This window comes from Thermanaerothrix solaris, assembly GCF_032334255.1.
Lineage (GTDB): Bacteria > Chloroflexota > Anaerolineae > Anaerolineales > Anaerolineaceae > Thermanaerothrix > Thermanaerothrix solaris.
In genome coordinates this window covers 1,212,296-1,227,307 of sequence record NZ_JAUHMF010000001.1, presented here as the reverse complement: position 1 = coordinate 1,227,307, position 15,012 = coordinate 1,212,296, and the positions used below count along the sequence as shown (strand labels likewise).

Below are 15,012 nucleotides of genomic sequence, written 5' to 3'. Positions count from 1 at the left end.
ATTATAACGTATGGGTTTTCGTCTCGAACACCTTGAACAGCGCCTGCGCGCCCTGGTTGAGGATTACCTGGGGCGTGTACCCTGGCGCGATCATACCGAAGACTGGTCACGTCATCTCTTTGAGGCTCTGCAAACCGCTTTGCTCAATCAACCTACCGGGCGCCCGTTGCCGAATCTCTGTGTCATTGAGGTGCCGCACGCGATTTACGCCACATGGCATCGCAAAGGTGATTGGCAAGCGCCTTTGATTCGGGCATTGGAAGAATTGGCTGGAGAGGCAGGGTTTAACTTCCTGGGAACCCCTCAGATTGTGCTAAGGGAGAATCCCAATCTCGAAGGGGATGAAATGCGTGTTCATTGGGAATGGGAGGATGAGAGGTTGGGCGAAACAGCAGTCATCACGCTAAACGCGGAGCCGGAGTCTCGTGTGCCACATGGGCGTCGGGCCTTTCTGATCGTGCGAGGCCAGGAGGTATTCCCCCTGGAACAAAGCGTGATCAGCATTGGTCGTCACAGCGATAACACGCTGGTCATTACCGATTTGCGCGTTTCTCGTCATCACGCGCAGATTCGTCGCGTTGGTGACTGTTTTGTGCTTTTCGACCTCAATTCGACTGGTGGCACTTATGTTAATGGAGAGCGTATTTTCCAGCGTGAACTGCAGGCAGGGGATGTGATCTCACTGGCTGGTGTCCCTTTGATCTATGGAGAAGAGAGTCAGCCCGATGGCACAGCCGGAACCCAACCTATGGAATAATGTATGATCACCGGTATTTTCGTGCTTATTTTGCGCATTTTGCTGGCGGTTGTGCTCTATGCATTCCTGGGCTGGGCACTACTGACCCTGTGGCGTGAACTGAATTTTCATTTGCAACGTGGGGCCCGGGAGGCGACACCCGCGATTGCCCTGGAAGTCGTCTCTGAAAAAGAAGGGGAAAATCAAGTTTATCGGTTTGTGGAGCGGGAGATCCTGGTAGGAAGACATCCCTCTTGTCAGGTGGTTCTAAAGGATGAGACGGTTTCAACTCGTCATGTGCGTTTACGTTATCGGGATCACCAATGGTGGGTTGAGGATCTACATTCAACGAATGGTACGTTTCTGAATGACGAACGGGTGCAGATGCCCACAGTGGTCGTTTCTGGGGATACTCTGCGCTGCGGTCAGGCCCTGCTGCGCATTCAAATTCAATCACAGGAGGAGGTATGAACGAAAAACCCATTCTCGGTGTCATCGGTGGTTCGGGGTTGTATCGGTTCAGTGCTTTAGAGAATGTGGAGACTATCGAGGTCGAAACGCCGTTCGGTTCGCCCAGTTCTCCCATCGTGCTGGGCACCTTAGAAGGCAAGCGGATCGCGTTTCTGGCGCGGCATGGGCTGGGGCACTTTATCCTTCCCAGCGAGGTGAATTATCGTGCCAACATCTACGCCTTGAAACAACTGGGGGTAGAGTATGTCGTCGGTGTGAGCGCGTGCGGCTCACTGCGGGATGATTATCGTCCGGGGCATTTTGTGGTGCCAGATCAATTATTTGACTTCACCCGGGCCCGGCAACGTTCATTCTTCGGCGAGGGCCTGGTGGCCCACATTGGTGTGGCTGATCCCTTCTGTCCCAATCTCTCGGGTTTGCTTTACCGCGCAGCCTCTGGGAGCGGGGCTACGGTCCATCGGGGCGGAACGTTTATCACCATTGAAGGACCTCGTTTTTCCACGCGCGCCGAATCTAATCTGTATCGGGCGTGGGGTATGTCCATAATCGGCATGACTACCTGCCCTGAGGCATTCCTGGCCCGTGAAGCCGAGTTGTGTTATGCGGTTCTGGCACATGTCACTGATTATGATGTCTGGCATACCAGCGAAGAGCCGGTGAGCGTGGAGATGGTGATCCGTACGCTCAGCGAAAATGTTCAAGCCGCTCAAGAGGTGATTCGGAACCTGGTGGGATTATTAGACGGGGTACGCACCTGCGAATGCCCGCAAGCCCTTTCCAAAGCCCTGATTACCGCCCCGGAGAAGATTCCCCTCGAAACGCGGCGTAAATTAAGTTTGTTGGTGGATAAATACCTCCCGGCGTGAACACTCTCTTCAAGTCTTCGTCCTTTCTTGATAACGCAATCAAGGAAAGCCGTCTCCTTAATTTGGCGGCGGCTTTCCTTTTCCTCTACGCTTTAATTCTTACCCTGGCACCGGCGGTGCGGGTGCATACCCTGCAGACGGCGCTTAACTGGCGCCATTGGATGGGATTTGCGGTTTGGGCCGCAGGTGCCTGGTGGGTACGGCGCGCCCTTCAGACGTATTTAGGCGACCATGATCCTTATTTACTACCGTTAGGGGCATTGTTGAGCGGTTGGGGATTGCTCACGGTTTGGCGTCTGGATGCAAGCCTGGGATTGCGGCAGATGCTCTGGCTGGGTTTCGGCTGGCTGCTTTTAGGCATGGGGGTGCGTTGGCCCAATCTGTTGCTCTGGCTGCGGCGGTATAAATACGTCTGGCTGGCATTAGGGCTGCTTCTGGTGGCATTAACCCTGGTGTTCGGCACCTACCCGGCGGGGGAAGGACCAGGCCTGTGGTTGGGGTGTTGTGGGTTCTACCTTCAGCCAGCAGAACCGTTGAAGATTCTCTTGCTCATTTATCTGGCCGCCTACCTGGCCGAACGACTTCCTTTTTCGTTTGACTTAACCTCCTTGATAGCGCCAACCCTGGTCGTAGTAGGGATTGCCGTAGCACTCCTGGTGATCCAACGCGATTTAGGCACTGCTTCATTGCTTCTCATTCTCTATACATTGGTACTTTATTTAGCAACGGGGAAACGCAGGATTCTGCTCTTTACCCTGGCTGGGTTGATCCTTGCCGCCTGGGTCGGTGGGGCTGTGTTTGGTTTGATTCATGGCCGCCTTTTAGCCTGGTGGGATCCTTGGTCGCAAGCGGGAGGTGTGGGATACCAGATCATCCAATCCCTGATTGCGGTGGCCGAGGGTGGGCTTTTGGGCACCGGCCCGGGGTTGGGTAGTCCGGGTTTTGTGCCAGTGGCTCATTCGGATTTCATCGCGGTGGCCATAACCGAAGAGACCGGACTGTTGGGGTTGGTGGGATTATTGGGGTTGATTGGTTTACTGGTAACCCGCAGCTTCATTGTGGCTGTCCGTGCACCTAATCTCTATCGGCGTTTACTGGCGGCTGGATTAGGGGTTTACCTAGGGGGACAATCAGCGTTGATCATCGGGGGGAACCTGCGCCTGTTCCCCTTGACCGGAGTCACGCTACCTTTTGTTTCTTATGGGGGGTCATCTCTGATCGTTTCTTTTGTTGCGCTGTTGTTTTTACTTCAAATCAGTGCTACCGAGGAAACCATGGTCACGCCCGTAACCGCTGTGCAACCTTTTCGGGTGGTAGGGGGTGGATTTCTAGGCCTTTTAGCCCTACTCGCGGTGCTGGGAGGATGGTGGGGGCTAATTCGGGGTGAGGCATTGCGCAACCGTGCCGATAACTTGCGTTGGGTGGTTGCTGAACGCTTCGTGCCGCGGGGTCAGATATTAGATCGCCAGGAAAATGTGCTGGTTCAAAGTGAAGGACAAGCGGGTAACTATCGGCGGGTTGTGCTTTATCCTCCCCTGGCTTCAACGTTGGGGTTTATCCACCCTCAATTGGGTAAGACCGGTTTAGAAGCCGGCCTAGATGGCTACCTGCGAGGGTGGGTGGGACAGCCGGCCTGGAATATCTTGCTGGCGCGCCTGCTCTATGCGCAGCCTCCACAAGGTTTAGACGTAAGATTGACCCTGAGCTTGGAACTTCAGCGTGCCGCGGATACTGCCATGACGGGGAAACAAGGCGCTCTGGTGATTTTGAATGCCCAGAGCGGTGAAATCCTGGCTATGGTGTCACAACCTTCCTATGATCCTAACCGTTTGGATGAAGACTGGGAGCGGTGGAAGGCGGATCCACGCGCCCCGTTGTTGAATCGGGTTACCCAGGGGCAGTATCCGCCGGGCACAGCGCTGACGCCTTTCTTATGGGGGATTCAACGGCTTTCACCAGAACAGACCGATACCTCGCCTCAAAGTCTGGCCCTGCAAACGGCGCAAGGGCGGTTCCCCTGTGCGCGAACGCCCGCACTTCCGCTCAATTGGGCGAGTGCGGCGCAGGCTGGGTGCCCATGGGTGACTTTGGCGCTCGCACAGGGACTGAGTGGGGAGCAATTATCGGCGCTTGGGTCGGAATTGGGTTGGGGAACTCCTATTCAACTTCCTCTGCCTATAGCCAAAGCAAGTTTACCGCCCGCTGATGCCAGTTTGGAGAGCCTTATCACTGGCGAAGCGGGTTGGTATCTTTCTCCCCTGCAAATGGCGCAGGCGGTTGCGGTTCTTCAGCAGGGGTTGCGCCCGGATATTCACCTGGTTGGGGCGGTTAAATCACCCCAACAAGAGTGGATTGTGCTACCGGTAGGAAGCGGGACGAAGGTTGAACTGGCCGGGCGTAGGGTCCAACAATTAGAAGCCTGGGCAGATAGTAATTTGCCGATTTGGATGGCTTTTGGTCGCGGCCAGAGCGGCAATAAGGCAGTGGTGTGGGTGCTGGCCGGTACGGTGCCCAGTTGGCAGGGCTCTCCGCTGGTAGTGGTTCTGGCACTGGAAGAAGGTACGGCAGAAGAAGGGGAACAAATTGTGCGCGAAGTGCTTACAGTGGCTTTGCGCTAATAGCCACCCTTAAGGTTTACCAGTCACGCCCCGCCGTGGGAAGGGTGGTAAATGATGGATGGTAGCGTGAATTTGTTCGGGGGATCGAACATGGAGTATACCAAAGGAAGGTAAGTAATCTGGTCTGACCCCGGTTCCGGCAGAACCAGGATTGAGAAATAAGCGCCCTTGGTACCACTCGGCTACCGGGCGATGGGTGTGTCCAAAGATGATGACCTGGGCATTGGGTGACTGATTAAGTAGGCGTTGGCGATAACGTTCCAGTTGGTAGCCGTTGAGAAGGTGCTGCCATTTGTCTAAGACGTAAGTGCGCCATGAGCCATGACCATGCATAAGGGCGACGGTAACACCTCCCAGGGTGAACTCGCGTTGCCAGGGCAAGGTATTCTGAAAAGCCCAATCCCGGTTGCCCCGCACGGCAACCACCGACGCTACTGTGGTAAGGGTTTTCAGAACCTCAGGGATACAGATATCACCGGCGTGCAGGATTAGGTCGGGATGATAACTGTGCAACGCCGGGAGCAGGTGGGGATGTAACTGCTCAAAGCGGTCTGGCACATGCGTATCGGCGACGACGGCAACCATAAGCGGAAGGCGTGCAGCAAGTTCTGGAGGAGGCGACCAGGGCATGGGTGGATGGTGGATCTGGCCTTGCATAAATCAGGGTTATGAGCGGGGTTGAAAATGGTGGTCCAAGAGGGCTTGGATGGCCTCACGTACGGAGGTTGGATGGGTGAAGTGAATGGCGTGTAAACCCACCCGACGTGCTCCCTCGACGTTGGGGAGTAGATCATCCACAAAAACAGCCTCATGGGGAGCTACCTGGAGTTGCTTGAGGGTGTGGTGAAAAATCTGTGCGTCAGGTTTGCGCATTCCCACTTCGGCAGAGAAGATAACCACGTCGAACGCATCCAGGAAGCCATAGCGTGCTTCCACAATTTGACGGGTGCCAGTCCAGGCGTTGCTCAATAGACCTGTTTTGATGTGGGGGCGCAGGTTCTTAATGAAGGTAACTAGTTCGGTATCCAGCCGGTCACCGGCCCAAAATTGGGTTTGTAAGTCCTGGATTGCGGAAGGTGGTAATCCCAATTGGGCGCAGACCCAAGCCCAGTGTTCTTGTTCGGAGATCTCGCCGCGTTCGGCTCGGATGGAACTCTCACTGTTGAAAACCAAATTTTCCAGCGCTGATACGCTTAATCCATACTGCCCCGCCAATTGGGTGCGAGGTGTGGGGTCTTCGGTACGTAGAAGCACCCCTCCCATATCGAAGATCACGGCTTTAATCATTTTTGAATTACCCTCGTTAGGATATGCGCTCAAAGTATAACACGACTAAAACACTGGGTGGCAGCCGTGAGAACTTGGCTGCCACCCAATGCGATTGTAGTAGTGGTACTGGCTTAACCATTACGGTGTAGTTTTCCAGTGCGCTTGGCGTAGTGCTCCGCCTGTTGGAAAATCCACAACCCCAATGGGATAAGGAACAATCCCATTAAGAGCGCGGGCCAGATTTGCGGCCACAACATCGGCACGGATGCACCTTCTAGGATAGCCATGCGCGCTCCACGCAGGACATACGTGGCCGGGCTGTAAACAGCCAAAGTGCGCAATATGCCGGGCAGTACATCCACCGGGTAATACACTCCGGAGATGAGCAGCATTAGGGCGATAAACACATGGGTCATCTGTGAACCGCGTTCCGGAAAGAGTAAAGGCAGTACCGAAGCCATTACCCCGATGCCGACAAAGGACACACTTCCGGCCAGGAGCATTACCGTGGCGCTGAACAGGTTAGCATGACGCAGGTCAATATCAAAGACCAGTGAGATGACGATCAGGATGACGCCGGTGAAGATCAGGCTGTAAACGAGCGAGAACGCCGTTTGCCCGGCCATGTGGGTCAGGCGTCGAATTGGGGCCATCAGCGTGTATTCAATGGTACCCTCCCAGCGCTCGATGCTGATCAAATCGGTGATCCAGTAAAAGATTGTGGAGAGAAAACGCCACACTAATGTACCGACCAACAGATAGAGCACCAGGTATTGGGTATTGACCGCGGCGGCTCCACCAATCCGTTCCATACCTAGTCCAATGAACGAAACCGCCATGCTATCGGTAATGGAGTAAACCAGCCAGACCAACTCCCAGGACCAATAGCGTTTGATCAGGTTAAAATTGCGCTCTACAAACGCAAAGGATGCGCGCATTTGGTAACTTAATGTCGTCATAACATCATGCCTCCTCATCCTCTTCGGGGTTGTGCAGTTGTTTACCGGTCAATTCAAGAAAGACCTCTTCCAGTGTGGGCGAGGCTTCCGATGAACCGCGCACACGATTCTTGAGCCCCGCGGGGGTATCTAGGGCAACGACGCGACCGCTATCCATAATTGCAATGCGGTCACACAACGTTTCGGCTTCGTTCATGTCGTGCGTTGTGAGCAGGATGGTGGTGCCGTGCACCTCACGCAGTTCGCGCACCACGGCCTGCACCTCACGTTTCGAACGGGGATCAAGACCCGTGGTAGGCTCATCCAGCAGAAGCAAGCGCGGTCGTGATAGCAACGCACGGGCGATGGCCACTTTCTGTTGCATCCCGCGCGACATTTCTTCCATGGGGTGGTAGATATCGCGCTCTTTTAACCCCAGGCGTAATAAGATCTCGACGACCTGCTTGCGCGTCTCACGTGCCGAAAGACCGTACAGGCGTGCGCCGTACATCAGGTTCTCCATCGGGGAGAGTTTTTTGAAGAACGAGGCCTCGACACTCACGCGATTGATCAGGCGCTGCACCTGCAAGGGCTGGCGCACAACATCGTAACCAAAAACACTGATCTTGCCCTTATCCGGGAGCAAGAGGGTCGCGATCAGGCGAATCAGGGTGGACTTACCACCACCATTCGGCCCAAGGATACCGAAGATTTCCCCTTCTTCCACGGTAAAGGATACGTGATCCACGGCCACGATGATCTGAAATGGGCTGTGGGGTGTTGAGGCGCCGTGTTTTCCGTTACCGTTACCATTGGAAGAACGAGGGGGGAAAAGCGCTTTCCAAAAAGGGCCTTCGTTCTTTCCAAATTGTTTGTATACATCGTTTACCACAACGGCGTGCGACATGGATGAACCTCCTATAAAATCAGGCTGACATGATGAGTAAAGTAGAGCGAATCGGACGAACTTGTTTCCAGCGTGGGTCGGGGATGAACCATCTGACCTCGGAATGTTGCTTTCGGAAGGCTTTCCAATCCTCGTGCAAGGCGGGGCTGCGTTGAAGGGCTGGGGGGTTGGCCACCAGGATGCACTGGATAAAACCGCGCTCTAAATCCTGTTTCATTTGGGCATAGGCGGGCGGGAGCAAGTTGGAAGTTGAGGTGATGTCCACATATACAACTGCCAGTTGTCCAGCCAATCCACAGCGCAGGATGAGGCATAATCCTACGACTAACGCCTGTTTGGCTTCGCGGCTGTAAGGCTGGTTAGAGGAAAGGGCGCCGTTCACATAGAGCCCCACGCCTTCGGGTTGCGGGATACGCGGGTCGGCAAAGTAGTCTATACGGAAGGTATTAAGTTGACTCAGGATCTCAAACATGATGCTTGCCTCCAAAAGACAAATAGGCCACCGGGAGACTCCCGTGGCCTATTGGGATATTGCATCAGTTTAAAATAATTCGGCCACGGGATCGGAGTGCACCCGTGGCCGTTGCTGTCGCGCTAACCGCTTTCTATCCGCAAACAGGCGCACTCCGAGAAGGTAAAGCAACCCCACCACTGCTATCGCGCAGGGTAAAGGTGCCTCCGGAAAAGTAAGTCATCTCCACCATCCTCTCGAGTGCGTCCTTTCGTTTCAATATCGGATTTTAGTCTATCTGCACCGGTACGATCTGTCAAGGAAATTGGGGCTTATTTAGAAAATTTTAAGGTTTCAATGTGGTATCAGCGGGGCCGAGTCTCGCCCACGAATTCAATGAATACCCGGTTGCCCAAAAGCCGGCCTCGGCGAGTCAGACACAAACGTTCCTCGCGCCATTCTAGCAGTCCTAAGTTGACCAGGTAGGATATCGTAGAACCAAAGACCTCTTCCATGGCCTGATGAAAGCGTTCGTAAAAGCGCTGCTGGGAGACCCCTTCGCGGGTCAGGCGTAGTCCCATCAGCATGGTTTCCTGCATTTCGGTTAACAGATCAATGGTTTGAGCCTGTTCGGTGGCTGGCGTAAGTGGGAAAGGACGTTCTGTGAGTTGAGCCAGGCGATCGATATACGCCTTGATCCCCCGAACGTTGGCGGTGCGGGTGTGGTTGGCAAAGCCGTGGGCACCGGCGCCGAGTCCTAAATATGGCGCATTGAGCCAGTATTGCAGGTTGTGTCGGCACATCAGCAGATCACCACCCCGTGGCTGGGCCCAGTTGGAGATCTCATACTGTACAAAACCGGCCTGACTTAACCGCTCGTCCGCCCACTCGTACATCTCGGCAGCGAGGTCGTCATCAGGCGACGGGATTAGGCCGCGTGCGACCCAATGATGGAACGGGGTGGTGTGCTCAATGGTTAGGGCATAAAGCGAGAGATGTTCGGGATGTAATCCCAACGCACGCTCCAGGGTCTCTTGCCAGCGGGAAAGCGATTGATGCGGAATCCCATAGATCAGATCGAGATTGAGATTGTCAAAGCCTGCACGGCGTGCCCAGCGCACGGCCTGGCTTACATCAAAAAAATCATGTTGCCGTTCCAACAGGCGCAGGTCGTCGGGGTGAGCGGATTGCATGCCCAGGCTGAGGCGGTTGATGCCCAAGCGCCGCACGGCTTTCAGCCACTCAAAGGTGATACTGCCGGGGTTTGCTTCCAGGCTGATCTCAACTTCGGGAATCACATCAAATGCCTCGTGGCAGGCCTTCAGGATCAATGCAATGGCATCCGCAGGTAAAAGGGAAGGTGTTCCGCCGCCAAAGTAAATGGTATGCACAGGTAGGCGGTAAGGGGCAGTTTGGCCGACATAGCGGATTTCAGCGCAGAGAGCTTTGACGTAGGCGGGGATGAGACTCTCTTGACCACTGTAGGTATTGAAGTCGCAGTAAGCGCATCGGTGGCGGCAGAAGGGGATATGAAGATAAAGGCTGTAAACGTCGCTCATGGTTTATTGTTGGCCCGGGGTAAAAAGCCCGGCCTCGACATAATACCACTGTTCGCCGCGACGGGCGAAGAAGGCGACCATTTGGGCAGCATGAAGCGGATTTAATTCGGCTGCGCTACAACACCTATAGTGAGGGATTTCAGCATATCTCAGTGGTATCTCTTGGTCATGATAGTGAATTCCGATCCACCCCGATTTTTGGAAGAAGTAGAACGGTTTTCCGTTCAACCATTGAAAGCCAAAGGCTTCTTCATAGCCATAACGCTCATTCAGTACCTCACCGTTTTGAATGATCAGGCCTCGAGGTTGACACTCGACGCTTTGACTTTCACCCGTGCGAACGGAATGGCAGGTGAGGTACACCACTTCGGCAACCCAGGTGTCTCCCTGTGCCCACACCCCCTGCACCTGAGAGAGTGCCCCTGGTTGACCAAGGGGCAGGGTGTAAATTACCTGGTCGCCCCGGCGTACTTCTGCCATGACCTGGTTAGCAGAGTTGGTTTTGGTCACGACCTCCAGCCGCTGTCCTTGCCATGGCGTCCAGAGTTCAAAGGCATTCTCTTGCGGATCAAAAAAGGTGTTGTGCTGAATGACATTGGTGCGCAAGTCAGCATGGCGGGCCATAATTTGGTCAAAGGTGCCCGTCAAGGGTTCGAAGTATAAGGGTTCGACAGAAGGGAGATTGCGAAGTGGGTGTTCTTCAATGACCAGGCCGGAGGGGAAAATCCACGGTGTCAGAGTGGGTTCAATGGATACGGATGTGGGCAGTAGAAGGGTAGGGGAAGGGATGGGCGTAGTCCCTAATAGGGTTGGGGAAGGCACCTGGGGGGTGCAGGCCGTTAACCCCATTAGCCCCATAACTAGGAGTAGCCGAGTCAAAGGACGAAGCCCTGTCATTCTCAAGAATCCTCTAAAGAATTTTAACACCGGACATGCACAAAACAATAAGCCTGCCTTCAGGGGAACCCTTTGCTGTAGCCTGTGTGCCAGTGGCATAGCAAAAAGGACCGTCTTGTCCCCGATCCAATAGCGGGTTATACTATTTTGGCGTGGGGGAGAAAAAAAGGAAAGATAAAGCCAAAATCTCGACGTGCGGTTTCCTTGACGATATTCATCTGTGCGGCTTATAATAAACCTTTGCGTATTCCGCTTTTACGGCAAACGGTTTGGTCAGGTATTTAAGTCAGGAGTGAGTGATGCTTTCGATTCCCACAGTAAAATCCTACGCTCGCATTCCGGTTGTTTTTGATTTACCCAACCTGATTGAGGTGCAAATTGAGTCGTTCAAGCGCCTCAAGAGCGAAGGGTTGGCGGAACTTTTTGATGAGATTACCCCGATTGAGTCCTATAACAAGGGGATGAAATTGTATTTTCCCAGCCGTACCCCTGAGGCGCAACAGTGGGGGTTGAAGTATTGGTTTGGTGAGCCCAAGCACAGTATTGAAGAATGCGTTGAGCGTGATTTAACCTATGCGCGCCCGCTGTATGTATCCGTTTTGCTGGCGGGCCCTGATGTGCCCGAACCGATCAAGCAGGATATTTTCTTGGGGGATTTCCCCGAGATGACCGAGAAGGGCACCTTCATAATTAACGGCACAGAGCGGGTGGTGGTTTCACAATTGATCCGGTCTCCAGGCGTTTATTTTGAGGCCCCGGTAGATCGTGCAACCGGGCATCGCATGGCAATGGCCAAGTTGATCCCTGACCGCGGCGCCTGGATGGAGTTTGAAACCCGCAAGAACGACTATATTATTCTCAAATTCAACCGCAAGCGCACGGTTCCGATCACCATTTTCTTGCGTGCATTGGCGGCAGTTAACGATGGCCTTCCCGACTCGCCGATCAAAGAGGGTACGGATGAGGAACTGATCGCGCTTTTCCGCGATGTAGACAACAATCCGGATCGCCTCTTCATTGCCTCATCGTTCCACCAGGAACCGCAGTGGGATCTCTCGGGTGGCTTAACCATTGCTGAAGCCGCGCTGATTGAATTCTTCAAGCGCATGCGACCAGGGGATCCGGCGACGTTGGAAAACGCGCGCCAGTTCTTAGAAGAGCAACTCTTTGATCAGCGTCACTATGACCTGGAGCGGGTGGGGCGCTACAAACTCAATCAGAAACTGGATCTAATGGAGCATGTCCCGATCACGCACCGCACGGTGACGCGCTGGGATATTGTGGCGATCATCCGCCGCATGATTTTGATTAACAATGAGCGTGAAGATAAAGACGATATTGACCACCTGGGCAATCGCCGCGTCAAGACCGTGGGCGAATTGATCCAGAATAAGTTGCGCATCGGCTTGCGCCGTATGGAGCGCGTCATCAAAGAACGCATGTCCATCCGCGACCAGGATCAACTCTCCCCGGTTAGCCTGGTCAATATTCGTCCGGTCGTGGCAGCTCTGCGCGAGTTCTTTGGCTCCAGCCAGCTCTCGCAGTTCATGGATCAAACCAATCCCTTAGCCGAACTACGTCACAAGCGTACGCTCTCGGCTCTGGGGCCGGGCGGCTTGCGCCGTGAACGGGCGGGCTTTGATGTGCGCGATGTCCACCATTCGCACTATGGGCGCATTTGCCCGATTGAAACGCCCGAAGGTCCCAACATTGGTTTGATCGGACGTTTAGCGACCTACGCGCGGGTCAATGAATATGGATTTATTGAAACCCCGTACCGCCGTGTGATCAAGGTCATGTCAACGGACGACCCGAACCTGGTTGGACGAGCGGTCAATGAGACATTAGCCGATCCGGAAACCGGGGAGGTGTTCCTAAAGCCGGGTGAGCGCATTCAACCCGAGCACTTACCCTTGATCAAGAAATTGGATCGGCGCACAGTCTTTGTGGTACCGTTTGTGTCTAACGAGGTGGAATATCTCTCGGCGGATGCGGAAGATAAATTTGTGATCGCCCAGGCTAATACGCCGTTGAATGAATACAACGAGTTTGCTTCTAACCGCGTGACCTGCCGCTTCCACTCCGACTTCCGCGTCGTGCCCCCGGACAGTGTGAATTACATGGACGTGGCACCACACCAAGTGGTTGGCATCAGTGCTTCGCTCATTCCCTTCCTCGAACACGATGATGCTAACCGCGCGCTGATGGGTTCAAACATGCAGGCCCAGGCCGTCCCGTTGGTGCGTCCGGATATCCCGATTGTCTCGACCGGCATGGAAGCCCATGCGGCGATTGATTCGGGCCAGGTTCTGGTTGCAGAAGAAGACGGTGAGGTGGTTTCGGTCACCGGGCGCGAAATCGTCATTCGCGGTGCTAATGGACTGCGCCGTTACCCGTTGAAGAAATATCAACGTTCCAACCAATCCACCTGCATTGATCAGCGCCCAGCGGTGTTCAAGGGTCAGCGCGTGCGCAAGGGTGATGTACTGGCCGATTCCTCGTCCACGGTCAACGGCAACTTGGCGTTGGGACAAAATGTGGTGGTTGCGTTCCTCTCATGGGAAGGCGGTAATTTTGAGGATGCGATCCTCATCTCTGAGCGCTTAGTGCGGGATGATATGTACACCTCGGTGCATATTGAGCAATACGAGGTGGAGGCCCGCGACACCAAATTGGGGCCGGAAGAGATCACCCGCGACATTCCCAATGTCGGTGAGGACGCAATCAAGGATTTGGACGAACGGGGCATCATCCGCATCGGCGCTGAAGTGGGGCCGAACGACATCTTGGTTGGGAAGATCACACCCAAGGGCGAGAAGGAACTGACCCCAGAAGAACGCCTATTACGGGCTATCTTTGGCGAGAAATCGCGCGATGTGAAGGATACCTCGCTGCGCATGCCGCACGGCGAGCGAGGTAAGGTCGTAGATGTTAAAGTCTTCACCCGCGAGGATAACAGCGATTTACCGGCGGGCGTGGATATGATGGTGCGCGTATTCGTTGCCCAGCGCCGCAAGATCACTGCGGGTGATAAGATGGCCGGACGTCACGGTAACAAGGGCGTAGTATCGCGCGTGGTGCCGATTGAAGATATGCCGTTCCTGGAAGACGGAACACCGGTGGATATCATCCTCAACCCGTTGGGCGTACCCGGCCGTATGAATATCGGCCAGGTATTGGAGACTCACCTGGGCTGGGCGGCCCATCGCCTCGGCTTCCGCGCGATTACGCCGGTATTCGACGGTGCGTCGGAGCGAGAAATTGAAGCCGAACTGGCGCGGGCCTGGCTAATGGATGAGGCTTGGAAGGATGCCATGAGGGCGGCCTGGGATTGGGTCAAGCAGCAGCCCGATTACGACCCCGAATACTTCCGTGATGACGATGAGGTGCGGCTGGTTTACCTGGAGCAGTGGTTAGCGGAAAAAGGATACGACGTCTCGCGTTTATCCTACGATTATAACTATGCCCGCTACGCCAATCTAGAAGCCTGGCTGCGCGAACAGGGGTATGACCCTGAAGAGATTCTGGTCTATGAGAGCGTCATCGCCAACGACAAGCGTCAGCCGCAAAAGGACGAACGTGCTATTGAGGTGTGTCTGCGGTTGTGGCTGATGCGTCAGGGTGAAGACGTTAGCCAGGTGCCCGATGCTCAAATCCGTCGGACGGCAGAGGATTACATGGCGCGCACCGGGTTGCCCATGCCGATCATCGGTAAACAGATCCTGCGCGATGGGAAAACCGGGATGCCATATGACCAACCGGTTACGGTTGGGGTGATGAGTGTGATGAAACTGCACCACCTGGTTGAGGACAAAGTACATGCCCGCTCGACCGGCCCTTACTCGCTGGTAACCCAGCAGCCGTTGGGTGGTAAGGCGCAATTCGGTGGTCAGCGCTTTGGTGAGATGGAAGTGTGGGCATTGGAAGCCTATGGTGCAGCCTACACCCTGCAAGAGATGTTAACGGTCAAGTCGGATGATGTGCAGGGGCGTGTGGCGACCTACGAGGCTATTGTCAAGGGTGAACCCATCGAAGAACCAGGCCTTCCCGCCTCGTTCCGTGTCTTGGTCAAGGAGTTGCAAAGCCTGGGTCTGGCGGTGGAAGCCTACATGGATAACGGCGAGGTTATCCGCTTCGGAAAAGATGAGGAGCGGGTGCGTCCGCCGCGGTTAGAGACCGGATTATTGGGGTTGGGTGAGGAGTTGGAGGAAACCTCTCAACTTGACGGTTCATAACCCCCATGATATAATCAGCCGCCGTGCCTTTGCCTGCGGCGATGTTGTAGGCAAGCAATGGTGAG

Annotated in this window: 12 protein-coding genes; 5 read left to right on the top strand and 7 right to left on the bottom strand. The window is 54.6% G+C overall.

The window, feature by feature from the left end:
* Positions 1-10 precede the first annotated feature (10 nt).
* The 4 genes from QYE77_RS05660 to QYE77_RS05645 are packed head-to-tail and all read left to right on the top strand — an operon-like array spanning position 11 to position 4,691.
* Positions 11-757: an FHA domain-containing protein gene (locus tag QYE77_RS05660; protein ID WP_315624401.1), complete on the top strand. Its 747-nt coding sequence runs from the start codon at positions 11-13 to the stop codon at positions 755-757.
* 3 nt (positions 758-760) lie between these two features.
* Positions 761-1,207: an FHA domain-containing protein gene (locus QYE77_RS05655; protein ID WP_315624400.1), complete on the top strand. Its 447-nt coding sequence runs from the start codon at positions 761-763 to the stop codon at positions 1,205-1,207.
* The gene (gene mtnP, locus QYE77_RS05650; RefSeq protein WP_315624399.1) at positions 1,204-2,073 is read left to right on the top strand and encodes an S-methyl-5'-thioadenosine phosphorylase; all 870 of its coding nucleotides are present in this window, start codon (positions 1,204-1,206) and stop codon (positions 2,071-2,073) included. The genes QYE77_RS05655 and mtnP overlap by 4 nt, the downstream gene beginning before the upstream one ends.
* Positions 2,070-4,691, top strand: a complete 2,622-nt coding sequence (locus tag QYE77_RS05645; RefSeq protein ID WP_315624398.1) for an FtsW/RodA/SpoVE family cell cycle protein — start codon at positions 2,070-2,072, stop codon at positions 4,689-4,691. The genes mtnP and QYE77_RS05645 overlap by 4 nt, the downstream gene beginning before the upstream one ends.
* 9 nt (positions 4,692-4,700) lie before the next feature.
* Here the strand turns inward: QYE77_RS05645 and QYE77_RS05640 are convergent, their stop codons facing one another.
* From QYE77_RS05640 to QYE77_RS05610, 7 genes are all read right to left on the bottom strand, one after another.
* Complete coding sequence (locus QYE77_RS05640) at positions 4,701-5,321, bottom strand: metallophosphoesterase family protein (protein WP_315624397.1); 621 nt, start codon at positions 5,319-5,321, stop codon at positions 4,701-4,703.
* Between the two features lie 36 nt (positions 5,322-5,357).
* The gene (locus tag QYE77_RS05635; protein ID WP_315624396.1) at positions 5,358-5,978 is read right to left on the bottom strand and encodes an HAD family hydrolase; all 621 of its coding nucleotides are present in this window, start codon (positions 5,976-5,978) and stop codon (positions 5,358-5,360) included.
* Between the two features lie 113 nt (positions 5,979-6,091).
* On the bottom strand, positions 6,092-6,919 hold the full coding sequence (locus QYE77_RS05630; RefSeq protein ID WP_315624395.1) for an ABC transporter permease: 828 nt from the start codon (positions 6,917-6,919) through the stop codon (positions 6,092-6,094).
* A 4-nt stretch (positions 6,920-6,923) separates the two neighbouring features.
* Positions 6,924-7,805, bottom strand: a complete 882-nt coding sequence (locus tag QYE77_RS05625) for an ATP-binding cassette domain-containing protein (protein WP_315624394.1) — start codon at positions 7,803-7,805, stop codon at positions 6,924-6,926.
* Between the two features lie 19 nt (positions 7,806-7,824).
* Complete coding sequence (locus QYE77_RS05620) at positions 7,825-8,277, bottom strand: hypothetical protein (protein ID WP_315624393.1); 453 nt, start codon at positions 8,275-8,277, stop codon at positions 7,825-7,827.
* Between the two features lie 344 nt (positions 8,278-8,621).
* A complete protein-coding gene (gene hemW / locus QYE77_RS05615; RefSeq protein WP_315624392.1) occupies positions 8,622-9,815 on the bottom strand; it encodes a radical SAM family heme chaperone HemW in 1,194 nt (397 codons plus the stop codon).
* A gap of 3 nt (positions 9,816-9,818) precedes the next feature.
* A complete protein-coding gene (locus tag QYE77_RS05610; protein WP_315624391.1) occupies positions 9,819-10,712 on the bottom strand; it encodes a hypothetical protein in 894 nt (297 codons plus the stop codon).
* Between the two features lie 299 nt (positions 10,713-11,011).
* Here QYE77_RS05610 and rpoB point away from each other — a divergent pair, with 299 nt between their 5' ends.
* Positions 11,012-14,947, top strand: coding sequence for a DNA-directed RNA polymerase subunit beta (gene rpoB, locus QYE77_RS05605; protein ID WP_315624390.1), 3,936 nt, complete (start codon positions 11,012-11,014; stop codon positions 14,945-14,947).
* Positions 14,948-15,012: the final 65 nt, after the last annotated feature.

Bases quoted from the DNA above. Each gene is read 5' to 3' on its own strand.
- QYE77_RS05620 (WP_315624393.1), bottom strand. From the start codon at position 8,277: ATGTTTGAGATCCTGAGTCAACTTAATACCTTCCGTATAGACTACTTT.
- QYE77_RS05610 (WP_315624391.1), bottom strand. From the start codon at position 10,712: ATGACAGGGCTTCGTCCTTTGACTCGGCTACTCCTAGTTATGGGGCTA.
- QYE77_RS05655 (WP_315624400.1), top strand. From the start codon at position 761: ATGATCACCGGTATTTTCGTGCTTATTTTGCGCATTTTGCTGGCGGTT.
- QYE77_RS05635 (WP_315624396.1), bottom strand. From the start codon at position 5,978: ATGATTAAAGCCGTGATCTTCGATATGGGAGGGGTGCTTCTACGTACC.
- mtnP (WP_315624399.1), top strand. From the start codon at position 1,204: ATGAACGAAAAACCCATTCTCGGTGTCATCGGTGGTTCGGGGTTGTAT.
- QYE77_RS05660 (WP_315624401.1), top strand. From the start codon at position 11: ATGGGTTTTCGTCTCGAACACCTTGAACAGCGCCTGCGCGCCCTGGTT.
- hemW (WP_315624392.1), bottom strand. From the start codon at position 9,815: ATGAGCGACGTTTACAGCCTTTATCTTCATATCCCCTTCTGCCGCCAC.
- QYE77_RS05630 (WP_315624395.1), bottom strand. From the start codon at position 6,919: ATGACGACATTAAGTTACCAAATGCGCGCATCCTTTGCGTTTGTAGAG.
- QYE77_RS05625 (WP_315624394.1), bottom strand. From the start codon at position 7,805: ATGTCGCACGCCGTTGTGGTAAACGATGTATACAAACAATTTGGAAAG.
- QYE77_RS05640 (WP_315624397.1), bottom strand. From the start codon at position 5,321: ATGCCCTGGTCGCCTCCTCCAGAACTTGCTGCACGCCTTCCGCTTATG.
- rpoB (WP_315624390.1), top strand. From the start codon at position 11,012: ATGCTTTCGATTCCCACAGTAAAATCCTACGCTCGCATTCCGGTTGTT.